Source organism: Pseudomonas sp. Cab53 (genome assembly GCF_018325965.1).
GTDB lineage: Bacteria > Pseudomonadota > Gammaproteobacteria > Pseudomonadales > Pseudomonadaceae > Aquipseudomonas > Aquipseudomonas chlororaphis_E.
Window position 1 is genome coordinate 1,639,291 of record NZ_AP021902.1, and the last position, 25,462, is coordinate 1,664,752.

16 protein-coding genes and 1 pseudogene are annotated in these 25,462 nt (G+C 64.1%); 8 read left to right on the forward strand and 9 right to left on the reverse strand.

Going from position 1 to position 25,462, the window contains the following annotated elements:
* Positions 1-196: 196 nt before the first annotated feature.
* Together KI241_RS27730 and KI241_RS07180 are read left to right on the forward strand one after the other, a co-directional pair.
* The gene (locus tag KI241_RS27730; RefSeq protein WP_348532642.1) at positions 197-1,450 is read left to right on the forward strand and encodes a retention module-containing protein; all 1,254 of its coding nucleotides are present in this window, start codon (positions 197-199) and stop codon (positions 1,448-1,450) included.
* The gene (locus KI241_RS07180; RefSeq protein ID WP_348532644.1) at positions 1,342-8,052 is read left to right on the forward strand and encodes a VCBS domain-containing protein; all 6,711 of its coding nucleotides are present in this window, start codon (positions 1,342-1,344) and stop codon (positions 8,050-8,052) included. The genes KI241_RS27730 and KI241_RS07180 overlap by 109 nt, the downstream gene beginning before the upstream one ends.
* Before the next feature lie 111 nt (positions 8,053-8,163).
* On the opposite strand, the gene KI241_RS07185 is transcribed toward KI241_RS07180, so the two are convergent.
* The 3 genes from KI241_RS07185 to KI241_RS07195 form a co-directional block, all read right to left on the reverse strand.
* A complete protein-coding gene (locus tag KI241_RS07185) occupies positions 8,164-10,026 on the reverse strand; it encodes a trypsin-like peptidase domain-containing protein (protein ID WP_212803511.1) in 1,863 nt (620 codons plus the stop codon).
* A 112-nt stretch (positions 10,027-10,138) separates the two neighbouring features.
* Positions 10,139-10,534, reverse strand: a complete 396-nt coding sequence (locus KI241_RS07190; RefSeq protein ID WP_212803512.1) for a YbaN family protein — start codon at positions 10,532-10,534, stop codon at positions 10,139-10,141.
* Between the two features lie 8 nt (positions 10,535-10,542).
* Entirely contained in the window at positions 10,543-11,130 is a 588-nt protein-coding gene (locus KI241_RS07195) for a YecA family protein (RefSeq protein ID WP_030141133.1), read from the reverse strand.
* Positions 11,131-11,581: 451 nt separating this feature from the next.
* Between KI241_RS07195 and recQ the strand changes: the two genes are divergently transcribed.
* The 3 genes and pseudogenes from recQ (at position 11,582) to KI241_RS07210 (ending at position 16,379) form a co-directional block, all read left to right on the forward strand.
* Entirely contained in the window at positions 11,582-13,708 is a 2,127-nt protein-coding gene (gene recQ / locus KI241_RS07200) for a DNA helicase RecQ (protein ID WP_212803513.1), read from the forward strand.
* 117 nt (positions 13,709-13,825) lie between these two features.
* Complete coding sequence (locus KI241_RS07205) at positions 13,826-14,260, forward strand: MarR family transcriptional regulator (RefSeq protein WP_042730118.1); 435 nt, start codon at positions 13,826-13,828, stop codon at positions 14,258-14,260.
* A 101-nt stretch (positions 14,261-14,361) separates the two neighbouring features.
* Positions 14,362-16,379 (forward strand): annotated as a pseudogene (locus tag KI241_RS07210) (FimV/HubP family polar landmark protein).
* A 61-nt stretch (positions 16,380-16,440) separates the two neighbouring features.
* Here the strand turns inward: KI241_RS07210 and KI241_RS07215 are convergent.
* Entirely contained in the window at positions 16,441-18,642 is a 2,202-nt protein-coding gene (locus KI241_RS07215; protein WP_042730116.1) for a patatin-like phospholipase family protein, read from the reverse strand.
* Between the two features lie 69 nt (positions 18,643-18,711).
* On the opposite strand from KI241_RS07215, the gene KI241_RS07220 reads away from it, so the two are divergent.
* Complete coding sequence (locus tag KI241_RS07220) at positions 18,712-18,999, forward strand: SelT/SelW/SelH family protein (RefSeq protein ID WP_042730115.1); 288 nt, start codon at positions 18,712-18,714, stop codon at positions 18,997-18,999.
* Here KI241_RS07220 and KI241_RS07225 read toward each other — a convergent pair.
* Complete coding sequence (locus KI241_RS07225; protein ID WP_047737677.1) at positions 18,993-19,883, reverse strand: DMT family transporter; 891 nt, start codon at positions 19,881-19,883, stop codon at positions 18,993-18,995. The two genes, KI241_RS07220 and KI241_RS07225, sit on opposite strands and share 7 nt — an antisense overlap.
* A 212-nt stretch (positions 19,884-20,095) precedes the next feature.
* Positions 20,096-20,845, reverse strand: coding sequence for an AraC family transcriptional regulator (locus KI241_RS07230; RefSeq protein ID WP_047737675.1), 750 nt, complete (start codon positions 20,843-20,845; stop codon positions 20,096-20,098).
* 135 nt (positions 20,846-20,980) lie between these two features.
* Between KI241_RS07230 and KI241_RS07235 the strand changes: the two genes are divergently transcribed.
* A complete protein-coding gene (locus KI241_RS07235) occupies positions 20,981-21,796 on the forward strand; it encodes a UDP-2,3-diacylglucosamine diphosphatase (protein WP_042730112.1) in 816 nt (271 codons plus the stop codon).
* A gap of 16 nt (positions 21,797-21,812) precedes the next feature.
* On the opposite strand, the gene KI241_RS07240 is transcribed toward KI241_RS07235, so the two are convergent.
* Positions 21,813-22,400: an HD domain-containing protein gene (locus KI241_RS07240; RefSeq protein WP_042730111.1), complete on the reverse strand. Its 588-nt coding sequence runs from the start codon at positions 22,398-22,400 to the stop codon at positions 21,813-21,815.
* A gap of 21 nt (positions 22,401-22,421) precedes the next feature.
* The gene (locus tag KI241_RS07245) at positions 22,422-22,733 is read right to left on the reverse strand and encodes a DUF962 domain-containing protein (protein ID WP_042730110.1); all 312 of its coding nucleotides are present in this window, start codon (positions 22,731-22,733) and stop codon (positions 22,422-22,424) included.
* A 137-nt stretch (positions 22,734-22,870) separates the two neighbouring features.
* On the opposite strand from KI241_RS07245, the gene KI241_RS07250 reads away from it, so the two are divergent.
* Positions 22,871-23,932, forward strand: coding sequence for an AraC family transcriptional regulator (locus KI241_RS07250; RefSeq protein WP_080922072.1), 1,062 nt, complete (start codon positions 22,871-22,873; stop codon positions 23,930-23,932).
* Here KI241_RS07250 and KI241_RS07255 read toward each other — a convergent pair.
* Positions 23,889-25,343 (reverse strand): TrkH family potassium uptake protein, encoded by a 1,455-nt coding sequence (locus tag KI241_RS07255; protein WP_212803514.1) that lies wholly within the window; start codon positions 25,341-25,343, stop codon positions 23,889-23,891. The genes KI241_RS07250 and KI241_RS07255 overlap by 44 nt on opposite strands.
* Positions 25,344-25,462 lie beyond the last annotated feature (119 nt).

Below are 25,462 nucleotides of genomic sequence, written 5' to 3' on the forward strand. Positions count from 1 at the left end.
TAGACGACGTGAAGAAGTGTCGAAAGTGGGGACGGCGGGGCGAAATTAAGCGACGGTTTTTTGTCATTCTGTCGGAAAGCCAGCACCTTTCGACCCTGTAAAAGCTGGCAGATTTTCCAGCTTTTCGATCGCCATCCCGAGGACGGATTCTTCACCCAGACACGTGCCGATTGCAGTCGGCAACGGAGGACAGCACATGGCAGCGCTCATCGGTACCGTCAGCAAAGTGGTAGGGCAGGTTTTCGCAGAAGGGGCCGGAGGGCTGCGGCGGCCCTTGGTGGAAGGCGATCGGCTCTATGCCGGCGAACACCTGGTCACCGGTGCCGAGGGCGCAGTGGCGGTGCACCTGCAGAACGGCCAGGAACTGACCTTGGGCCGCGAGAGCAACCTGACCCTGACGGCGCAATTGCTCGCGCACCAAGCGCAGGCGCCGCATGTGGATACGCCGGAAGCGACGGCCCCCAGCGACGCGCAACTGACCGATGTGCAAAAACTGCAACAAGCCATCGCGGCCGGCGCCGACCCGACCCAGACGGGCGAAGCCACGGCAGCAGGCCCTGGGGCGGGCAACGCCGCGGGCGGCCTGGGTGGCGGCCACAGCTATGTGCTGCTGGAGGAGGTGGGCGGGCAGGTTGATCCGCAGATCGGCTTCCCCACCGCCGGATTCAACGGGATTCCCGAGTTTCCGCAATTGCGCCTGGCCGCTGAGCCAGACAATAACGGCAACGACGCCGGCGTGCCGCCGGTGACGCCTCCCGACAACCCGGTGACCCTCGACGGGGTCGATGTGCAAGGCGGTGAACTGACCACCAACGAAGCCAACCTGGCCGATGGCACCGCCAGCAATCCGGGGGCGCTGGTGCAGAGCGGCACCTTCACGGTGTCCGCCCCCGACGGGCTGAGCAGCTTGAGCATCGGTGGCATCAGCGTGATGACCGGTGGCGTGCCTGTGGGCTTTCCCCAGGCCATCACCTCGACGTTGGGCAATACGCTGACCATCACGGGCTATGACCCGGCCACCGGAGTGGTCAGCTACACCTACACCCTCACGGGCAATGAAACCCACCCGACCGGCGGTGGTGCCAACAGCATTACTGAGCAGTTCCCTGTGGTGGCGGTCGACACCGACGGCGACACGGCCACCGGCACCCTCGACGTGAACATCACCGACGACGTGCCGCAGGCGATCGACGACAACAATCCCGCTACTGCCTCGGAAACCCTGGTCACGCTCACTGGCAACGTGCTGCCCAACGACCTCCAGGGGCCGACCGCATCCCCACCGGCCCCGACAGCGGCCCGATCGTGGGTGGGACGTTCACCGGCACCTACGGCACCCTGGTGCTCAACCCCAACGGCACGTACACCTACACCCTCAACACCAGCGACCCGCAATTTGTCGCGCTGCATGGGGGAGGCAGCGGTACCGAAACGTTCACCTACACCCTGACCGATGCCGACGGCGACACCAGCACCGCCAACCTGGTGCTGCAAGTCCACAACAATGACGACCCGGTGATCATCACCGGCCTCGACACCGATGGCGGCGAGCTGACGGTGCAGGAGAAAAACCTCAGCGACGGCAGCAGCCCGGATGCTTCGGCGCTGACCCAGAACGGCACCTTTACCGTCACCGCGCTGGATGGCGTGCAAACCCTGAGCGTGGGCGGTATCAACGTGGTGAGCGGTGGCGTGGCCGCCGGTTTCCCTCAGTCAATCACCACCGCGCTGGGCAACACGTTGACCATCACGGGTTTCAACGCCACCACGGGGGTGGTGAGCTATAGCTACACGCTGCTGGATAACGAAGCTCATCCAAACGCCAACGGTGCCAACAGCCTGAGCGAGCAGTTCGCGGTTGTGGTCACTGACGATAACGGCACCACCGCCAACGGCAACCTGGACGTGAACATCGTCGACGACGTGCCCAAGGCCGTGGACGACAGCAACGCCGCCACCGCGTCGGAAACCCACCTGACCCTGACCGGCAGCGTGCTGACCAATGACACCCAAGGTGCGGACCAGGTCGCGTCCGGCCCCGTGACGCCCGGTACGTTCACCGGGACTTACGGCACCCTGGTGCTCAACGCCGACGGTTCCTACACCTACACGCTCAACACCGCGGATGGAGACTTCAAAGGCCTGCACGGTGGTGGCAATGGCAGCGAGACCTTCACCTACACCCTGACCGATGCCGACGGCGACACCAGCACCGCCAACCTGGTGCTGCAAGTCCACAACAATGACGACCCGGTGATCATCACCGGCCTCGACACCGATGGCGGCGAGCTGACGGTACAGGAGAAAAACCTCAGCGACGGCAGCAGCCCCGATGCCCCGGCGCTGACACAGAACGGCACCTTTACCGTCACCGCACTGGATGGCGTGCAAACCTTGAGCGTCGGCGGTATCAATGTGGTGAGCGGTGGCGTGGCCGCTGGTTTCCCTCAGTCGATCACCACCGCGTTGGGCAACACGTTGACCATCACGGGCTTCAACGCCACCACGGGGGTGGTGAGCTACAGCTACACGTTGCTGGATAACGAAGCCCATCCAAACGCCAACGGTGCCAACAGCCTGAGCGAACAGTTCGCGGTCGTGGTCACCGATGACAACGGCACCACCGCCAACGGCAACCTGGATGTGAACATCGTCGACGACGTGCCCAAGGCCGTGGACGACAGCAACGCCGCCACCGCGTCGGAAACCCACCTGACCCTGACCGGCAGCGTGCTGACCAATGACACTCAAGGTGCGGACCAGGTCGCGTCCGGCCCTGTCACGCCTGGTACGTTCACCGGGACTTACGGCACCCTGGTGCTCAACGCCGACGGTTCCTACACCTACACGCTCAATACGACGGATGCAGACTTCAAAGGCCTGCACGGCGGTGGCAATGGCAGCGAGATCTTCACCTACACCCTGACCGATGCCGACGGCGACACCAGCACCGCGAACCTGGTGCTGCAAGTCCACAACAATGACGACCCGGTGATCATCACCGGCCTCGACACCGATGGCGGCGAGCTGACGGTGCAGGAGAAAAACCTCAGCGACGGCAGCAGCCCCGATGCCCCGGCACTGACCCAGAACGGCACCTTCACCGTCACCGCGCTGGATGGTGTGCAGACCTTGAGCGTCGGCGGTATCAACGTGGTGACCGGTGGCGTGGCGGCCGGTTTCCCTCAGTCGATCACCACCGCGCTGGGCAACACCCTGACCATCACGGGTTTCAACGCCGCTACGGGTGTGGTGAGTTACAGCTACACGCTGCTGGATAACGAAGCTCATCCCAACGGCAACGGTGCCAACGGCCTGAGCGAACAGTTTTCGGTCGTGGTCACTGACGACAACGGCACCACCGCCAACGGCAACCTGGACGTGAACATCGTCGATGACGTGCCCAAGGCCGTGGACGACAGCAACGCCGCCACCGCGTCGGAAACCCACCTGACCCTGACCGGCAGCGTGCTGACCAATGACACCCAAGGTGCGGACCAGGTCGCGTCCGGCCCTGTCACGCCTGGGACGTTCACCGGGACTTACGGCACCCTGGTGCTCAACGCCGACGGTTCCTACACCTATACGCTCAATACGACGGATGCAGACTTCAAAGGCCTGCACGGCGGGGGCAATGGCAGCGAGACCTTCACCTACACCCTGACCGATGCCGACGGCGACACCAGCACCGCCAACCTGGTGCTGCAAGTCCACAACAATGACGACCCGGTGATCATCACCGGCCTCGACACCGATGGCGGCGAGCTGACGGTGCAGGAGAAAAACCTCAGTGACGGCAGCAACCCCGATGCCCCGGCGCTGACCCAGAGCGGCACCTTTACCGTCACCGCACTGGATGGCGTGCAAACCTTGAGCGTCGGCGGTATCAACGTGGTGAGCGGTGGCGTGGCCGCTGGTTTCCCTCAGTCGATCACCACCGCGTTGGGCAACACCCTGACCATCACGGGCTTCAACGCCACCACGGGGGTAGTGAGCTATAGCTACACGCTGCTGGATAACGAAGCCCATCCAAACGCCAACGGTGCCAACAGCCTGAGCGAGCAGTTCGCGGTCGTGGTCACCGATGACAACGGCACCACCGCCAACGGCAACCTGGACGTGAATATCGTCGACGACTTACCAACCGCTCACGCCGACTCGGCCTCGGTGGTGGAGGGCGGGACGGTGAGCGGCAACGTACTGGACAACGACGTGGGCGGTGCCGACGGGCCGGCTGCCAGTGGCGCAGTGATCGGCGTACGGGCTGGCAACGACACTTCGTCCCCGGTGATCGGCGGCCTCAACACCCAGATCAACGGCACCTACGGCTACCTGACCCTGGACGCCAACGGCAACGCCGTCTACCACAGCAACCCCAATAGTGTCGGCGCACCGGGCGCCACCGACGTGTTCACCTACACTGTGCGCGACGCCGATGGCGACCAGAGCACCACGACCATCACCATCGACGTGCACAACAGCTGCCTCGTCGCCACGTCGGACCAGGACATCACCGTCTACGAAAAAGCCCTGGACCTGACCCAGGACGGCCAGGACCTGGCCCCCGGCACCGTCACTGGCAGCAACCCGAATTCCACCGGCGAAACAGCCAGCGGCAGCCTGGTCGGTTCGGTGTCCGGTGCCGTGGGTGCCGTGACGTTCGCCTTGGTGGGTAATGCCACCGGAGCCTACGGTCAGTTGTTGCTTCACGCCGACGGGACCTACACCTACACCCTGACCGCGCCGACCACGACCACGCCTCATGCCAATGACGGCCCGAACGTCTTGAGCGAAAGCTTCACCTACCAGGCCACGGACTCCCTGGGCAATACCGTCACCAGCACCATCGTGATCAACATTGTCGACGATGTGCCCAACGCCCATGCCGACTTCGCTTCGGTGGTGGAGGGCGGCACGGTCAACGGCAATGTGCTGGGCAACGACGTGCTCGGCGCCGACGGCGGTGAAGTCATCGGCATCCGGGCCGGCAACGACACCTCGTCCCCGGTGATCGGTGGCCTCAATACCCAGATCAACGGCACCTACGGCTACCTGACCCTGGACGCCAACGGCAACGCCGTCTACCACAGCAACCCCAATAGCGTCGGCGCACCGGGCGCCACCGACGTGTTCACCTACACCGTGCGCGATGCCGATGGCGACCAGAGCACCACGACCATCACCATCGACGTGCACAACAGCTGCCTCGTCGCCACGTCGGACCAGGACATCACCGTCTACGAAAAAGCCCTGGACCTGAACCAGGACGGCCAGGACCTGGCCCCCGGCACCGTCACTGGCAGTAACCCGAATTCCACCGGCGAAACAGCCAGCGGCAGCCTGGTCGGTTCGGTGTCCGGTGCCACGGGCGCGGTGACCTTCACGCTGGTGGGCAACGCCACGGGGGCGTATGGGCAATTGCTGCTCCATCCGGACGGCTCGTACACCTACACCCTGACTTCGCCCGCCACGACCACGCCCCACGCCAATGACGGCCCGAACGTGTTGAACGAAAGCTTCACGTACAAGGCCACCGATGCCCTGGGCAACAGCGTCAACGGCAGCCTGGTGGTGAGCATCGTCGACGATGTGCCCAAGGCAGTCGCGTCCGAGCGATCGGTCACGGCGGTGGAGATCGATTCGAACCTGCTGATCGTGCTCGATGTGTCTGGCAGCATGAAAGACGATTCCGGCGTGCCGGGGCTTTCGCGCATGGATCTGGCCAAGCAGGCGATCAGCGCCTTGCTCGACAAATACGACGACATGGGCGACGTCAAAGTCCAGCTTGTGACCTTCAGCGGCAGTGCCACCGACCAGAGTAGCGTGTGGGTGGACGTGGCAACGGCCAAGACGCTGATCGCCGCGTTGAACGCGCACGGTGACACCAATTACGATGCGGCCGTGGCGATGGCCAAGACGGCGTTCGCAACCCCCGGACAACTGACCGGCGCACAGAACATTGGCTATTTCTTCTCCGATGGCAAGCCGACCCTGGGCGAAATCGGCTCGGCGGACGAGGTCGCGTGGAAAGCCTTTCTCGATGCCAACAACATCAAGAATTACGCCGTCGGCCTGGGCAGCGGCGCCAGAAACGTCAACCTCGACCCGCTGGCCTATGATGGCAGCACCCACACCGACACCAACGCGGTGGTGGTCACTGACTTGAACCAGCTCAATTCGGTGCTTTCCGGCACGGTGCAGGGCGTGCCGGTGACCGGTAGCCTGTTCGGCGAGGGCGGCTCGTTCGGCGCCGACGGCGGGTTTATCAAGAGCCTGGTGGTGGACGGCACGACCTACAGCTACAACCCGGACGCCAACGGTGGCCAAGGTGCGCTGACCGCCAGCGGCGGGGCCAACCACGGCTCCTTCAATACCGTGACCAACACCCTCAGCATTGCCACCGCCCATAGCGGCATGCTCGTGGTGAATCTCGATACCGGTGCGTTCAGCTATGCCTCCCAGACCACCACCAGCACCGTGATCACCGAGAACATCGGCTATACCCTCAGCGATAACGACGGTGACCTGGCCAGCTCCAACCTGGTCATCAAGGTCCAACCCAACAGCCCACCGGTGGCGGTCGATGACAACATCATCACCAACGTGCTCTCGGGCAACATCGTGATTCCGGGCGAACTGCTGCTGGGCAACGACGGCGATGCCAATGGCGATCCGCTGAGCGCTTCGCCCACCAGCTTTAACACCGGCTGGGTGGCCCGTGGCGCGGACTTTACCGGCAGCACCGGCACGGCGAGCTTCACCGGCAACAATGTGCAGTCGATCAACCTCAGCCGCAGCACGTTCGTCGCCAATGCCGCGACCATGACTGCCGTGCTGGTGGTCAGCGGCGCATTGGGGGCGGTGTCCAACAACAACGCCAATGATGAAGACCGGCTCAACATCAGCCTCAAGCAAGGTGAAACCCTTACCCTGGATCACAACCTGGCGGCCGGCCACGTCAGCCTGGAATACGCCCTCAACGGCGGGCCATTCATCGCCATTGCCGATGGCGGCTCGTTCACGGCCGCCGCCGATGGCAATTACCAGATCCACGTGACCAACATTGCCAACCCCGGCAACGGCAACGTCAATGCGGCGGAAAACTACCAACTGACCCTGACCGTCAACTACGCCGGCGCCCACGACATCACACCGGATTACCACGGCACCTACACCGCCAGTGACAACCATGGCGGCAGCGACGGTGCGGCGGTGAGCATCAGCTACCAGGCCGGGCACACCCTGACGGGCACCAGCGGTGATGACGTGCTGTTGGCCGGCGATGGCGACAACGTCCTCAACGCCGGCGACGGCAACGACATCCTCAGCGCGGGCTCGGGCAACAACGCCCTGCACGGTGGGGCGGGCAATGACTTGCTTTACAGCGGCGCGGGCAACGACCTGCTCGACGGCGGCACGGGCAACGACACTGCCAGCTACGCGCACGCTACGGCCGCGGTGACGGTGAACCTGGGCCTGTTGGGCGCGCAAAACACCCTCGGTGCAGGCACCGATACCTTGAACGGCATCGAAAACCTCGTCGGCTCGAACTTCAACGATACCCTCACCGGTGACGCCGGCAACAACCGCATCGATGGCGGGTTGGGCAATGACGTGCTCAATGGCGGTGGGGGCGACGACCTGCTGATCGGCGGCCTGGGCAACAACACCCTGACCGGTGGCAGCGGCGCCGACACCTTCCAGTGGCGGGCGGGCAACAGCGGCCACGACGTGATCACCGACTTCACCCCCGGCGTCGACAAACTCGACCTGTCGCAACTGTTGCAGGGCGAAAACGGCAGTGCGGCGTCCCTGGACGATTACCTGCACTTCACCGTCAGCGGCAGCGGTGCGTCGGTCACCACCAGCATCGACGTCAGCGCACTGGCCGGCGCCACGCCGAGCCAGACCATCGACCTGGCGGGCGTCAACCTCGCCAGCCACTACGGTGTCACGCCGGGGGCAGGTGGGATGATCGCCGGAGGCGCGGACACGGCGACGATCATCAACGGGATGCTGAACGACCATTCCTTGAAGGTGGACACGGTGTGATTTGAGCGGTACCGCGGCGTCTGGTCTGGGGCGGTTTCGTCCCTTGCCGGTCCAGTCCCTCAGTGGCTGATCGTTCCCATGCGGTACGTGGGAACGATCAGCCTCGTGCTTTTATATCGTGCCGACAATGATGATGAACGTCGCCGTCTTGCCGTTGGAGGTCGCGGTGACCGTCACGAAACCGTATTGGTCGCCGGCGATCAGCTTCGGCGACACGGCGTCACCCTGGCTGTTGGTCGTCGCGGTCGGTGTCTGGTCGTCCCCGACGAAGCGGGTTCCGGTTTCCCTGTCGTCGATGATCGTGTAGGTGACCCAGGCGCCCTCTACCGGATTGCGGTCCTGATTCAAGGTGCGCGCCGTGAGGGGCAGGGGGAACTCAGTCCCTTCGGGCGCGATCTGGCCTTGCCCCGTGACCACGGACAGATGCTCCACGTTCTTCGTCGGGTCGCCCTCCTGCGACACCACTCGCAAGTGGAACGTGGCTGTCCGGCCGCTGGACAGGGCGGTGACCTGCAACGTCCCCGTCCTGGCGTCGGTCACCAGCGCTGGCGACGTCGCATCACCCTCGGCGTTCGTCTGCACGATCGGTGTCTGGTCAGCCCCTTCGAACCGGGTCCCGGTTCCGCCATCATCAGTGACTGCAAAGGTGACCTGTGCACCCTCGATCGCTGCGTCCAAGGGGTCTCTTGCCCGTGCGGTCAATGGCTTCGCAAACCGGCTGTCTGTGGGGGCGGCCTGGAGATTTCCCGCCTGCGTTCGTAGCGACTGAACCTCGCCCGGCCCACGGGACATCACGGTCAGGGCGAGGTGGCTTGCGCCGCGGATCTGCCCGGTATCGGACAACAGCCGTACCCGGCCATCGGTGATCCGGCCCTCGGGGGCGCTGTCATCCACACGCAGCATGGCCGTTTGTGCCGTGGCCCAGTTGGCTGCGCCTTGCAGGGTGCATGACGCGGCTTTACCGTCCTCGGCGATCCATTGGGTGGCGCCGCTCTGGCAGGACAGGTCAGTGATCGCGGTATGGGTGGGGGCGTGGTAATACAACTGCTCGCCGGGTTTGCCTGCCACCGGGGATTCTCCGTCCACCTGGGTCACGCGTACCGCAATCGGCACGCCAGCCGCTCCCGGCTTGGCCACTGGCACGCTCGGCTGTTCCACCGGGACACTGCCCTCGGGCAACCGCTCATCGAAATATCCCGCGACTCCGGGCCAGATGCTGCTGATCTGCGTGCCAGCGTTGTACCCCGAACTGAAACCATAGTTCAGGGCAACCACCGCATTGGTTCGCGCATCGATCACTGGCGATCCGGAGGACCCTGAGTCGGTGTCGCAGTTGTATTTTGCGAAATCCGTCCGACCGTTGTTACGCACTTCGGTCACCCAGCAAGGGTGCCCGTCGTCGTGAAAGCGCGAAATTCGTTTCGGCCCCGCCAAGGGGTGGCCTGCAATGTAGACCGGGTCGCCAACCTCCGAGATGCGGGTATCCAGGCCCAGGTAGCCGAAGGCGTCCAATACGCCGCTGTCGACCGCCGCCTGATTCAGGGCCAGCAGCGCAAAATCACCCGAGCCATCGGATGCAACGATTCGCTCGACCGGCACCCGGACAGCAGGCCGCACAGCCTCCGAGTCGCAGCTCGTTTCCTCGTAATCGAACTCCACCACCATCCGCGTTATGTCCGGGTTCTCACCGATGACATGCAGGTTGGTGAACACGAGGTTCCCAGGCCCTACCCGCCATGCAGTGCCATAGCTGCGCCCGGTATAAATCCTCCCGACCGCCCGTGAGCGCTGGTACTTTGCCGGGTCCGACGCCTGTACGCATCGGGCCTTTTCGAGCTGGCTCTCGCCGATGATCTGGCCAGGAGTGATCGGGGTGGCAGGCGCAGGCTGCACGGCAGCGACCGCCAACCCGGCGGCCAGTACCAGCCCGGCAAAGGCCAGCGGCGCCAGCTTGTTTTTCAATGGGGTCGGCATGGCGGATGCTCCGGTCGCGAAAGGACGATGGAGCGATTAATGAGGTGGATTCGGTTCGCTGGCTACTGTCGGATCTGACAGGTTGCGCGCGTGGCTGACGGATGGTCGGGGCTTACGGTTTGCGCAGGGTCTTCTGCTTGAGGATGTAGACCGTCACCAGCACCGCGCTGGTGAGCATGAAACCGCGGGCCCATGGCAGCGGGACCAGGTAGCAGGAGAACAGGATGCTCGCCCACATCAGGCCGATGGCGTAGACCTTGCCCTTGAGCGGGATGCCATTGCCGTTGAGGTAGTCACGGATCCACGGGCCGAGGCGGGGATGTTCTACCAGCCATTGGTAGAAGCGCGGCGAGCTGCGCGCGAAGCAGGCTGCGGCCAGGAGCAGGAAAGGAGTCGTGGGGAGGACGGGAACGAAGATACCGATGACCCCCAGCACCACGCTCAACCAGCCGATGGCCAGCAGAGCGTAACGCAGGATCAGCGGGCGATTGCCGATGGGCGCGGACACCCAGGCACTCAGTGGTGACGAGGCTTGAGGATCGCCGGTTTCTCATCCGGTGCGTTGCACAGCAGGTACAGGGCGGTGAGCGCCTCCGGGATCTGCACGATCATGTCGTCCATCAGGTTGGCGTCGGCAGCGATGTCGGAAAACTCCGGCTGCTCGTCGAACAGCCCGGAACCGACCATGATCGGCAGCAGCATCTCGCTGACTTCCTCTTCGGCGGTTTCGAACCAGGCGGCTTCGCGCAGGAACACGCCTTCCATGAAGCCGATGCACCAGCCACGCAGTTCCGAATCGTCCGGGTCATCGCCCAGGTCCAGTTCACAGGGCAGCTCGAATTCCTCGTCGGAAGCCAGCTGACGGGCGATGTGGGCCTTGAGGCCAACCAGCGTGGCTTCGATTTCGGCACGTTGGGCTTCGTCGCTGTAATGCGGCTCTTCGGCGAACAGGGCATCGATCCATTCGCGATCCGGCACCGGTTCGGAGCAGATCGACAGGGCGGTCAGATAGCCATGAGCGGCCACGTAATCCAGCGCCTCTTCGTGCAGCTCATCGGCGTCGAGGAAGACTTGCAGGCGGGTCAGTTGCTCAGCGAAGGACATTACGGGCTACCTTGGGGAATAAACAATGCGGGAATTCTAGGCCTTCTTGCGCCCACAGGCCAGCCGCGTGGCGTATTTGCCTCCTTCTCGATGGTAGACGCAGCCTCTGTGGCGAAGGGAATGACCTGTGGCGAGGGGATTTATCCCCGTTGGGCTGCGGAGCAGCCCCAAAAGAGGCAACTCAACCCACCTGACACACCGGGGCGCATGGTTTCAGGGCTGCTCCGCAGCCCAACGGGGATAAATCCCCTCGCCACATGGAACGATGTCTGGATTCAACCACCTCTTGTCAGCAGCGCCCTTTGCACCGAAGGCCTCGGGTATACTGCCGCGTTTTGTGATGCCCTGCGGCGTCCCGCCGGTTCGAAACGCACACTTACGATTTGCCCAGGCAGTGTGGGTGATTCTGAACCAGCCTTGCAGGGATGTTTCGGTGATTTTTGGAGTTCCTATGCTCGAACAGGCTCAACGCGTCCTCAAGGACATCTTCGGCTACGACAGTTTCCGTGGCCGCCAGGGTGCCATCATTGAGCGCGTGGCCAGCGGTGGCGATGCCCTGGTGCTCATGCCCACCGGCGGCGGCAAGTCCTTGTGCTTCCAGGTGCCGGCGCTGCTGCGCAACGGCCTGGCCGTGGTGGTGTCGCCGCTGATCGCCTTGATGGATGACCAGGTCGCGACCCTCGAGGAACTGGGCGTGGCCGCCGCGTCGCTGAACTCCACCCTGAGCGCCGAGCAGCAGCGGGACCTGGCGGCGCGGATCAAGCGCGGCGAAGTGAAGATGTTGTACCTGGCGCCGGAGCGCCTGGTGCAGCCGCGCATGCTGGCGTTCCTGCAGAGCCTGGAAATCGCCCTGTTCGCCATCGACGAAGCCCACTGCGTGTCGCAGTGGGGCCACGATTTTCGTCGTGAATACCTGCAACTGGGGCAACTGGCGGAACTCTTCCCCGACGTCCCACGTATCGCCCTGACGGCCACCGCCGACAAGCGTACCCGCGAAGAGATCGTCGAGCGCCTGCACCTGCAGAACGCCGAGCGATTCCTCTCCAGTTTCGACCGCCCCAATATTTTCTACCGTATCGTGCCCAAGGAGCAGCCGCGCAAGCAGTTGCTGGCGTTCCTCGCCGAGCGGCGCAGCGACGCCGGCATCGTCTACTGCCTGTCGCGCAAGAAGGTCGATGAAGTGTCGGCGTTCCTGTGCGAGCAGGGGTTTCCGGCGTTGCCCTACCATGCCGGCCTGCCCAACGACCTGCGGGCCTACCACCAGAAGCGCTTTCTCAACGAAGAAGGCCTGATCATGGTGGCCACCGTGGCGTTCGGCATGGGCATCGACAAGCCGAACGTGCGCTTCGTCGCGCACCTGGACCTGCCCAAATCCCTCGAGGCGTATTACCAGGAAACCGGACGTGCCGGCCGCGACGGCCTGCCGGCCGATGCCTGGATGGCCTACGGCCTGCAAGACGTGGTGATGCTCAAGCAGATGTTGCAGAACTCCGAAGGCGACGAGCGGCACAAGCGCCTGGAGCAACACAAGCTCGACGCGATGCTCTCGCTCTGCGAGGAAACCCGTTGCCGGCGCCAGACCCTGCTGGCCTATTTCGACGAAGACATGCCCCAACCGTGCGGACACTGCGACAACTGTGTCGACGGCGTGCAGACCTGGGATGCCACCGAGCCGGCCCGCCAGGCGTTGTCGGCCATTTTTCGCACCGGTCAGCGTTATGGCGTGGGGCACCTGGTGGATGTGCTGCTGGGCAAGGACAACGAGAAGATCCGCAGCTTCGGTCACCAGCACCTGTCGGTCTACGGCGTGGGCAAGGCCCGCAGTGAAAGTGAATGGCGATCGTTGTTCCGTCAGCTCGTGGCCCGCGGCCTGGCCGACATCGACCTCGAAGGCTACGGCGGCCTGCGCCTGACCGAGCGCTGCCGCCCCTTGCTCAAGGGCGAGGTCACGCAGGAGTTGCGCCGCGACCTCAAGCCAGCCACCGCGGTCAAGAGCAGCAAGAGCCAGGCCAGCCAACTGGTGCGCGGCGAAGAGCGCGACCAGTGGGAAGCCTTGCGCGCCTTGCGCCGCAAACTGGCCGAGGAACATGGCGTGCCGCCGTACGTCATCTTCCCCGATTCGACGCTCTTGGAAATGCTCCGCAGCCAACCCGCGACCCTGGCCGACATGGCTCGGGTCAGCGGCGTGGGGGCGCGCAAGCTGGAACGTTATGGCGAGGCCTTCCTCCAGGTGCTGGGCGGCGAGGCCGAGGCGCCGGCGGCGGTGCTCGACGTCCGCCACGAACTGATCACCCTGGCACGAGCCGGCATGACGCCGCTGCAGATCGCCGGGCAGTTGCAGTGCTCGGAAAAGAACGTCTACACGATGCTGGCCGAGGCCATCGGCCAGCAGCAGTTGTCCCTGGAACAGGCGCTGGACCTGCCCGAGGACTTGATGGGCGAGGTGCAAGACGCGTTTCTGGATGGCGAGGGCGAGTTGCCATCGGTGTCGGAAGTTGCCGCACTGTTTGTAGGGCGAGTGCCAGAAGGTGTGCTGTATTGCGTCAGAGCCGCCTTGCAGTCGGAATTTGAAGTCTGATCAGTGTGTTAAGCGCCTTTAACGATTCACTACAGGGCAACCCTTGCTTGAATCCGAAGCTCATGCTTAGCTGACTAATAATTAGCATTTCCCTATTTCAGATCTGATGAGTTTTTTATGCCGTTAACCGATCAACACCGATTTGGCATGCAACTGGCGCAGATGTCCCGAGGCTGGCGCGCCGAGCTGGATCGTCGCCTGGCGGGGCTGGGCTTGTCCCAGGCACGCTGGCTGGTGCTGTTGCACCTGGCGCGTTTCGAACAGGCGCCGACCCAGCGCGAGTTGGCCCAGAGCGTTGCCGTCGAAGGCCCGACCCTGGCCCGCTTGCTCGACAGCCTGGAAACCCAAGGGCTGGTGCAGCGCCAGGCCGTGGCCGAAGATCGGCGTGCGAAGAAGATCGTGCTGTGCCCGCCGGCCCGACCGCTGATCGAACAGATCGAAACCATTGCCACGCAGTTGCGCCGGGAGTTGTTCGAAGGCATCGACGAAGCGGACATGCGTGTGTGCATGCGGGTCCACGGCAGGATCCTGGCCAACCTGGAAAAATCCTGAGGCATATCGGCGGTATCCCGACTTTTGAGATTCGGCCGTTAGCGAACTATAACCAGTACTGAGCAATCGTATTGGATGCGTTCGAATCGAAAGGGATACCCATGCTTGAAAGTCTGCAGTCCACGTTGCGCAGTGGAGTCAACGTGTTGGTCGTCGTGGGGGCATTGGGGTATTCGGCCCTGGCGTCTGCGCTGGGGCTGGGAGAGATCACGCTTCATTCTGCCTTGAACCAGCCGTTGCGCGCCGATATTGCCCTGGTCGATGTCGCCGGGCTCGCCGAGGGCGACCTGTCGGCCAGCCTGGCAAGCCCGGACGATTTCAATCGCGCGGGCGTGGAACGGGTGTTTTTCCTCAACAACCTGCGCTTTACGCCGGTATTGCGAGGTGAGCGCAGCTACATCCGGGTGACCTCCAGCAAACCGGTGGAAGAACCGTTCCTCAACTTCCTGGTACAAGTCAGCCAACCCAATGGGCGCCTGTTGCGCGAGTTCACCGTGCTGATGGACCCGCCCGGCACACCGGGGATCGTGCCGGCCAATGACGAACCCGGTGCAGCCGCGCAGTCGTCGACACCGAGCCAAGCCGCGCCGGCCATCAAGCCGCCCCTGCGACACAAGGCAAGCGCTACACCGTCGTGCCGGGGGACAACCCTTGGATCATCGCCAAGCGCTTGCATGATGCCGGCAGCAACGGCTCGGTCAACGAGCTGATGGAAGGCATCCAGGCGCTGAACCCCGGCAGCGACCGGCTCTCCATCGGTCAACGCTTGTTGCTGCCTGATTCGGCCGTGTTGCCGACCTCCGTGGGGCCTGCCGCTGGCGCTGCCACTGTAACGGCCGCCTCCGATGAACAGTTGGCCGCCAGCGTGCTGCAAAACCAACAGCAACAGAAAACCATCGAGGCGTTGCAGGCCCGGCTCCAGGCGCAGGACGAAGAAATCAACGGCCAGCGCAAGCAGATCAGCGAATTGCAGGCGCGTTTGGCCGAGTCCGCCCCCGCGCCTGCCGTGGCCGCCCAGGCGTCGTCGCCACCTTCGGCAGCGGCCCCGGTGGCGGACGTCCAGTCGACAGCGCCAGCGGCCACCGAGCCGGAGCCGGACGGCATCGACTGGCTGTGGGTGGGCGGGCTGGTCGGCTTGCTGGGCTTGCTCGGATTGCTGTTGTTCATTCGTCGTCGCCAGCAGGAACAGGTCGATTCGACGCCGATCCCCGAGCGCCCTGCGCCGATATTGGAAGACGCGGCCGAACCCTATGCCGTGCCCCTCGACAAGGCGCAACCCGAGGTCGCCAGCACCTTCAATCACGGCGATACGCCCTTGGGGGATGTGCTGGAAGGTGTCGGGATCTACCTGACCTACGGTCGCTTCACCGAGGCGGCGGGGTTGTTGCGTGCGGCCTTGCTGGCGGAGCCGGAGCGCACCGACCTGGGCCTCAAGTTGCTTGAGGTGCTGGGCAGGCAGGGCGATGTCATCGGTTTCCAGGCCCAGGAACAACATTTGCTGGCCCAGGGCGTCGACGCCGACGTGCTGGAGGGTATTCGCGGGCGCTACCCCAAGGTGGCGACCCTCGCCACAGCGGCTGCGGTTCCCGCCGTGTTTCAGGCATCGGCCGCCGAGCTCGCGCCGCAACCGCCTGCTGCTGCGCCGGCCCCGCCACCCACCCACGTGCCGGGCGACGAATTCGAACTGGACCTCGACGCGCTGTCCCTGGAAACCAGTTGGGATTTGGCCGATGTTCCGTCGCCTGCCGTAGAAAAGCCGGCATCGGCGGCCTCTGACGAGTTGTCGCTCTCGGGATTCGGCGAACCGGAACTGCAATGGGAGGCCCCCCTGGAAACCGAGTCGCTGGACGATGATTTCCTCGACAGCTTTGCCGATGAAGAGCAGGCGCTGGAGCTGGAAGCATTGCCCTTCGAACCGGGCACTGTTGAAGCCGATTCCCTTGAGTCCTTTACCCTGGAGCCCGAGGTGCCGGAAACCTCGGAGAAGTTGGAGCAGGCGCAGAACTGCATCGATGATGGCGACCTCAAGACCGCCATCTCACTGCTGGAAGAACTGCTCGAAGAGGGGGACGAGCCCCTCAAGCAGACCGCCCGGGTGTTGTTGGCCGGGATTCGCTAGGCATTGACGGGGTATCGGCTTGCCGGGCTCTTCGCGAGCAGGCGCCAATGCCCCAGGTCCCTCAGAACGTCTGGCCCAGGTTCAGGTACACCGCTTGCTCGTCATCGTCATTGAAGCCATAGCTGAAATTCAGTGGCCCCAGCGGTGTGTCGAAGCCCAGGAAAAGGCTGGCGGCATTGATGTAGCCGCTGTCGAACGCATTGTCGTTGTTCCAGGCCCGGCCGCGCTCCAGCGAGCCGCCGATGTACAGCGGGAAGTCCAGCGGCAGGTACGCCCGCGGCGTGAGGCGGCGATAATATACGGCGCGCATCAGGCTCATGTTCTGCCCCGAGATACTGTCTTCGCGAAAGCCCGACAGTTGCCGTGCTCCCCCCAGGACGAAGCTTGAAGTCACGATTTCGGCGGTGTCGAGTGTCCGCCCGTAGCGCCCGCCCAGGATGAAAGTGTTCGGGCCGCTGCTCAGGGCCTTGTCCAGCTTGAACTCCCACTGGCGGTAGCGCTGGTCGGACCCCAATCCTGGTTCGTACTGGCGCCAGGCCAGGCCAATGTCCTCGCCTTCATGGGGGAAATACACATTGTCGAAGGAATCGAACGAGTATTTCAGTTCGTAGAAGCCCTCATTGAAATTTTCGCTGGGCTGGTCGTGGTCGCCGATGCGCACGTCCGCCTTGCCCCAGGCCTGGCCGACACCGAGGCGGACCTCGCCGCTGTTGCCGATCTGTCGGCCCAGGTTCAGGCCGAAGCCGTAGCGCTCGACGCGATACTGGGCGATCGGATCGTTGTCCAGGATAGCCTCGACGTTGCGCGACTCGAATTGCCCATAGGGTGCGATGAAATAGCGCGAGCCGACGTCCAGCGGTTGGTAGAACTCGCTGTACAGCTCCTGCCTGTCGCCGATCTGCGCCCGCGTCAGCCATTCGGCGCCCAGGCGATTGATCCCGTTGACCCGGTAGCTGGCGCCGAGGTTGAACGCGCTGTCGCCGCGCATGTCGTCCGACAGGCTTAGCCCCAGCCGCAGGTAATCGGTGCCGGTTCGTTTGCCCCGGGCGCTGATCACCAGCGTATGGTCCTGGCCCTTGCGCACCACGCGGTATTGCACCTGCTCGAAGTAATCCAGGCCATACAGCGTGCCCATGTCGGTCTGCAAGCGCCCCAGGTCCAGCGGCTCGCCGATCTGTTGGCGGACGTAGTAGCGAATCACGTCGTCGCCGACTTTCGAATCGTTTTCCACCCGGATCGCGGTGATGACCGGCGTGCGTTCACTTGGCGTGCGCGCCGCCATGAGCTGCGGGTCGGGCGGTTCGGCGGGGCGCAGGTGTGCCAGGCGGGCCTGGAGGATTTGCGTGGCGCGGTAGCCGGCATCGATCATTTCCCGGGCGCGTCCGAAATCGGTGGAGCCGAAGCTCGCCAGGGCCGGCTGGATCAACACGTCGTCCTGTTTCAGCGTGGCCAGTTGCTCTTCGGAGTTGCGCCGGGTCATCAGGGTGGTCGACTGGTTCAGCACGTCGACCACCGTGACTAACTGCTTGCGGTTGCGCAAAGGCGTGCCGATGTCGACCACGATGGCCACGTCCACGCCCATTTCCCGGGCCACGTCCAATGGAATGTTGTCGGCCATGCCGCCGTCCACCAGCAACCGGCCGTCCAGTTCTACCGGGGCGAACACCGCCGGGATCGACATGCTGGCGCGAATGACCTTGGGCAAGTGGCCTTTGCTGAACACCACCTTTTCGCCGCTGGCGATGTCGGTCGCCACTGCGCGGAACGGGATCGGCAGCTTGTTGAAGTCGCGGGTGTCGCTGGCGTGGGCCAGCAGGCTTTCCAGCAGCAGGTCCAGGTTCTGCCCCTGGATCACGCCCAACGGCAGGCCGAGGCTGCCATCGTCGCGAAAGCTCAGCTTCTGTTTCACCAGGAAGTCCCGGTCATCCTGCTTGCGCCTGAAGGGCACATCCTTGCGGGGCGGGGCATCGGACAGCGCCTGTTGCCAGTCGATGCCCAGGGCCAGCTTCTCCAGTTCGTCGATCTTGTAGCCCGACGCGTACAGCCCGCCGATCACCGCGCCCATGCTGGTGCCGGCGATGGCGTCGATCTTGATGCCTTGTTCTTCCAGGGCCTTGAGCACGCCGATATGGGCCAGCCCCCGGGCCGCGCCGCCGGACAGCACCAGGCCGATTTTCGGTCGCGCGGTTTGTGCGGCGGGTGCGTCGGCATGACCGAACAGGGGCAGCAACAACAGGAGCAGGCAGGGCAGCAAGCGGCGCATCGTCAATCTCGGGCGAACGGTAAAGGCGGGTATTATAACGACGCCCTCGACCCCAGGAGTTCACTCGCAATGACCGCGCACAAACCGGAAATCGTCATCACCTATTGCACCCAGTGCCAATGGCTGCTGCGCGCCGCCTGGCTGGCCCAGGAGTTGCTCAGCACCTTCGCCGACGACCTGGGCAAGGTGTCGCTGGTGCCGGGCACTGGTGGGGTCTTCCACATCAGTTGCGACGGCACCTCGATCTGGGAACGCAAGGCCGACGGCGGGTTTCCCGAGGCCAAGGTGCTCAAGCAACGGGTTCGCGACCAGATCGATCCGGCGCGCGACCTGGGCCATAACGACCGGGTTCAGTGAGACGCGGCCTCGGTGCCGACACTCGGTTTCTTCGAACCGGCCACCTGGCTCGACACGACGATTGCAACGATGATCACCGCGCCGCCGATCAACATGCGCAGCGTCGGGTTTTCATCGAACAGTAACCAGGCGATGGTGATGCCGTAGACCGGCTCCATGGCAAAGACCACGGCCGCCGTGCGGGCCTTGATCACCGCCAGGCTGGCGACGAACAGGCTGTGGGCCAGGCCGGTGCAGAACACGCCGAGCAGCGCGATCCACAGCCAGTCGAGAGGGCGTACATCGGCCAGTTGTGGCGCGGCCATGGGCAGCAGGCACAGGCCAACCACCACGTTCTGGCACAGTGCGGCCTGGACCGGCGGCACATGCGCCGAGCCGGCGCGGTTGGTCAATGACAACAGCGAGAACAGCAACCCCGAGGCCACGGCCCACAGCAGGCCGGTAGTGGCGCCGCTGGCCAGGTCGAAGTCTGGCGTGACCAGCACCAGGCCGATGCTCACCAACACCACCAGCAGGATTTCATTGGCGCGAATCCGCTCGCGGAAGATCAGCCCTTCGAGCAACACCGTAAAGGCCGGGAAACTGGCGAACCCCAACGTCGCAATCGCCACGCCGGCGACTTTGACCGCGATGAAGAAGCTCACCCAATGCCCGGTCAACAGCAACCCGCCCAACAACAGTCGACGGCCATCGGTTGCCCGCAGTTTTTGCCAACGGGTAGGGCTGGCGAACCGGGCAAACACCGCCAGGGCCAGTACGGCGAAGACGGCGCGACCGAACACGATGACCGCCGGCGAAGCGGCGGCGAGCTTGCCGAACACGCCGGTCAGGCCAAACATGAGGGCGCCGATGTGCAGGGCGCCGAGGGCGGTACGGGGAGTCATTGCGGTCCTTGGGCTGGTGGATTGGAACGGGTGGATAAGGGCATGGGCTCACTGATCGCTATCAGCCAACACAATTCCCTGTGGGAGCTTGCTCAATCAATGCAACGTTGACTGGCAGGCCGCCATCGCGAGCAAGCTCGCTCCCACAAGGGTATTTAAGCGTCAAGCACGCCTTGGTGTCTGTCGCGATCCTGGCGTTTTTTAGCGCCAGGCTAGCGTTGGCGTCGCAACTGGCCCGGTGAGGCGCCGAATTCGCGCAGGATGGCGGCGGCGAAGGCGCTCTGGGAGCTGTAGCCGACGCGATGGGCGATCTCGCCGATGGGCAGGTCGCTGTCGCGCAGCAACGCCACGGCCTTGTGCAAGCGGCGGCTGCGGATGTAGTCCATCGGGGTCTGGCCGCACTCGGCGATGAAGCGGGCGTGCAAGCGCGCGCTGGAGAGTCCGGCGACCTTGGCCAGATCGGCCACTTGCAGCGCATAGGCGGCGTACTGGTCGATGTGGGCGTCGAGGGCGGCAAAGGGCAGGCGCCGGCCACCGGACGGCTGCGGGCCAATGCCATTGAGGCTGGCCAGGAGCAGCACCGCACCTTGCTGGGCGATCACCGGGTCGTCCACCGGGCTGCCCGCCAGCCAACTGACCAACTGGTTTTGCCCCGCATCCAGCGGCAGGCGCGCGCAGCGGTCCAGCAACCGCCGGCTGGCGTCGGCATGGTCGCCCAGGGATTGCCCGACCCACTCATCGCTCGGCACATCCAGCACCAGGCAGCGGCTGCCGCGGGGGCTGTCACAGGCATGGTGGGCACCGGCCGGCACCACCACGAAACTTTGCTGCACCACCTGGCTGCCGCAGCCCTCGACCTCGAAATCCAGCGCGCCCGACAAGCCGAACACCAACTGGGCGTGGTCATGGCTGTGGACGATCAGGTCCTGGCTGTAGTGGCGTAGCGTGAGGATCGGTCTCATCGCGGTCTCCCGGGGGCAGGCCGCCAGTCTACACCCGGCGCGCCGCGCCTCGCGTTGTCATGTAACCGACTTGTGCCTGTCATGGGCCATTAACCGCCTGGGTGCACAGTGGCACAAACGATCAGAGGGTTGCCCATGACCAGCGCCGAGCTCGCCAGACCCAGCCGCAAACAACGTGTTCGCACCCTGTGGATCTCCGATGTGCACCTGGGCACCCGGGATTGCCAGGCCGAGCACCTGTCGCATTTTCTCAAGGGCTATCACGCCGACAGGATCTATCTGGTCGGCGACATCATCGATGGCTGGAAGCTGCGCGGCGGCATGTACTGGCCCCAGGCCCACACCAACGTCATTCGCCGCTTGCTGACCATGAGCAAGCGCGGCACCGAAGTGATCTACGTCACCGGTAACCATGATGAGTTCCTGCGCCGCTATTCGAAACTGATCCTGGGCAATATCCAACTGGTGGACGAAGCCGTGCACGTCACCGCCGACGGTCGGCACCTGCTGGTGATCCATGGCGACCAGTTCGACGTCATCACCCGTTACCACCGTTGGTTGGCGTTCCTCGGCGACTCGGCCTACGAATTTACCCTTACGCTCAACCGCTGGCTGAACCACTGGCGGGCCCGTTATGGCTATGGGTACTGGTCGCTGTCGGCCTACCTCAAGCACAAGGTCAAGACCGCGGTGAGTTTTATCAGCGACTTCGAAGAGGCCATCGCCCACGAATGCGTCAAGCGCGAGCTGCATGGCGTGGTGTGCGGGCACATCCATCATGCCGAGATTCGCCAGGTGGGTGGCGTGGAGTACCTCAATTGCGGCGACTGGGTCGAGTCATGCACGGCGCTGATCGAGCATTGGGACGGCTCGATCGAGCTGTATCGGCTGGCGGATGCCCAGGCGCGGGAGGCGCAGTTGAAGGCCCTCAAAGTGGCTGAGCCTGCCTGAGTCGTCTGCTGTTGTGTCAGGCGGGTGCGTCAGCCATCGCCGCCTTGTAGATCGACTGCTTCGGCGCGGCGAATACCCTTTCCAGCAGGGGTTCGAAGAAGCTCAACGGCAGCGTGTCGTAGTCGGCGTCGAACGCCGCCGCGTCGTAGCGGGCGCAGAATTCGAGGGTGGCCTGGTACTGCGGGTGTTCGCGAAATTGCTCGCGCAGGTGCCGGTCCATGCCCAGGTGATGGAAGAAGTAGTAGCCCTGGAAAAGCCCGTGCTTCTCCACCATCCACAGGTTTTCGGCACTGACGAAGGGCTTGAGGATCGCCGCGGCGATGTCCGGGTGGTTGTACGAGCCCAGCGTGTCGCCGATGTCGTGGAGCAGGGCGCAGACCACGTATTCCTCGTCTCGCCCGTCGCGGTAAGCGCGGGTGGCGGTCTGCAAGGAGTGGGTCAGGCGATCCACCGGGAAGCCACCGAAATCACCATCCAGCAGTTTCAGGTGGGCCAGGATCCTTCCCGGCAACTGCCGCGCGTAGGCGCTGAAGTCGGCCGCGATGATCGCCCAGTCTTCCCGGGTGCCGTCCTGCATGTGGGTAAAGCGTGCGTGGGTGCTCATCGACAATCCCCTGGTACCTGGTTAAAACGCCACCTTGCCCAGCATCATGTCCCGGTACATGACGAAGTCACCGAGCAGGCTGTAGAGCGGGTGTTGAAAGGTGGCCGGACGGTTTTTTTCGAAGAAGAAGTGCCCGACCCAGGCAAAGCCGTAGCCGGCGACAGGCAGGGCGAGCAGCCACCAGGCGCTGCCGACGACCCACGCCACGGCAACCAGCAGGATGACCAGGGAGGTGCCGATGAAGTGCAGTCGTCGGCAGGTGCTGTTGCTGTGCTCGCCGAGGTAGTAGGGGTAGAACTCGGCGAAGCTGTTGAATGATCTGACCTTTCCCAAGACGGCAGGCTCTTTGAGGGTTATTGTCCTTTCAAGTCTAGAGCGCTCATCTGCATCGGCCAGTGACAATGAGGGCCAGTCTAGTATCCTTCGCAAATCCGGCCGCAGCACGCGGCTCCTCGTGCAAGTGATCCGTCATGAGCGAACGAACGACTTCTTCAAGCTGGGCGATGGGGATTGTCAAGGCGCTGGAAATGGACGGCCTCGATTGTCGGGCGCTGTTCAAGCAACTGGGGTTGGATTTCGAGGCCCTGGACGATCCGGACGCGCGCTTTCCCCAGGACTCGATGACGCGGCTCTGGCAGCAGGCCGTGCAACTCTCGGGCAACCCGGCCATTGGCCTGAACATGGGCAAGGTAGTGCGCCCGGCTTCCTTCCACGTGGCGGGCTACGCCCTGATGTCCAGCCGCACGCTGGTGGAAGGTTTCCAACGGCTGGTGCGTTACCAGCGGATCATCGCCGAAAGCGCCGAGTTGAGTTTTCGTCAGTTCGAAGAGGGCTACGGGCTGATCCTGACGGTGCACGGCGATCATCTGCCCCCCACCCGCCAGAGCGCCGAAGCATCCCTGGCCTGCGCGCTGGCCCTGTGCAACTGGTTGACCGGGCGCACCCTGCGTCCGGTGAAGGTGCTGTTCCAGGGAGAGGAACCGGCGGACCTGGCGCCTTATCGCCAGGCGTTTCCCGCGCCGCTGGTGTTCGGTGCGCCTTACGACGCGCTGATCCTGGAGCGCAGCGACCTGGAAGCGCCGCTGCCCACGGCCAACGAGGCCATGGCGAGGCTGCACGACCGGTTTGCCGGCGAGTACCTGGCGCGGTTTTCGGAAAGCCGTGTGACCCACAAGGCGCGGCAGGTGCTGTGCCGACTGCTGCCCCAGGGCGAGCCCAAGCGCGACGTGGTGGCGCAGACGCTGCACCTGTCCCAGCGCACCTTGCAACGCCGCCTGCAGGAGGAGGGCACCAGTTTCCAGAGCCTGCTCGACGACACCCGCCGCGAGCTGGCCGAACAGTACCTGGCGCAACCGGCCATGACCTTGCTGGAAATCGCCTACTTGCTGGGCTTTGCCGACCCGAGCAATTTTTTCCGGGCCTTTCGCCGTTGGTTCGACACCACGCCCGGCGAGTACCGGGCACGGCTGGCGAGTGCGACGAAACCGGTCAGTGACGCCAGAACGCCGGGATACACAGCACGAACACCGTGATGATCTCCAGCCGTCCCAGCAGCATGCCGCCGGACAGGATCCACTTGGCGGCATCGGGCAGCGGTGCGAAGTTGCCGGCCGGGCCGATGGTTTCCCCCAGCCCCGGGCCGACGCCGGACACGGTGCTGGCCGCGCCGGTCAGGGCAGTCATCCATTCCACCCCCAGCAGCGACAGCAGCAGGGCGATCACGCAGATGGTGATGGCGAAGAAGAACGAGAAGGTCAGGATCGAACGGACGATTTCCTCGTCGAGGCGGTGGCCGTTGTATTTCTGCTTGATCACTGCCCGAGGGTGGATCAGCTGATTGAGGTTGGCCCGCAGCAGGATGTAGGCGACTTGGAAGCGGAAGATCTTGATCCCGCCGGCCGTCGAGCCCGAGCAGCCGCCGACGAAGCCCAGGTAGAAGAACAACATCAGTGAGAAATTGCCCCACAGGCTGTAGTCCCCCAGGGCGAAGCCGGTGGTGGTGACGATCGACGTCACGTTCAGTGCCACGTGCCGCAGGGCGTCCAGCCAATGCAGGTCGGTGGTGGCCCAGTACCAGGTGCCGAGCACCAGCCAGGTGACCAGCAGCACCCCGATCAAGCCCTGGACCTGCTGGTCCTTGATCAACGCCCGGCGATTACCGCGCAGGGTCGAGACGTACAGGGCGAACGGCAGGCTGCCGAGGATCATGATGACGATGGCCACCCAGTGCACGGCCGGCTGCGTCCATTTGGCCAGGGACAGGTCCGAGGTGGAGAAACCGCCGGTGGAAATCGCCGACATCGAATGGTTGATCGCGTCGAACAGGCTCATCCCGGCCCACCACAGGGCCAGTGTGCCGAGGATGGTGATGCCCACGTAGGACGCCACGATCAGCCGCGCCACCATGTGCGAGCGAGGCATGACCTTTTCCGAGCGGTCCGACGACTCGGTCTGGAACAGCCGCATGCCACCGATGCGCAGCAACGGCAGGATCGCCACCGCCATGCCGATGAAGCCGATCCCGCCGAGCCAGTGCAGCAGCGAGCGCCACATCAGGATGCCCGGGGACATGGTGTCCAGGCCGCTCAGGACCGTGGCGCCGGTGGCGGTGATCCCCGACATGCTCTCGAAGAATGAATCGGTGTAGCTGATGTGCTGAGTCAGCAGGAACGGCAGCGCGGCGAAGATGCACACCACCAGCCAACTGCTGACGGTCAGCAGGTACATGTCGCGCGGGCGCAGGTGAATGTGTTCCGGGCGCCCGGGAAGGACCAGGGCCAGGCCGGCGACGAAGGTGATCATGCTCGACCAGAGGAACGACGGCAGGTCACTGGTGCGGTCGAACACCAGCAACGTGGCCATGGGCACGACCATGAAGATCGCCAGGGTGATCAGGAAGATGCCGATGATGAAACCTATGATCCGCAGGGTCGGCAACGCCATGAAGTCCGCTCGGGCTGAAAGGGGAAGGGCGCCATTCTACCGACGGCAAGCGGCATGTAAACCGCACCCGGCGCGACGGGCGTGTGCATCGGCGTTCTAATTTGCGCTAACGAACTCGC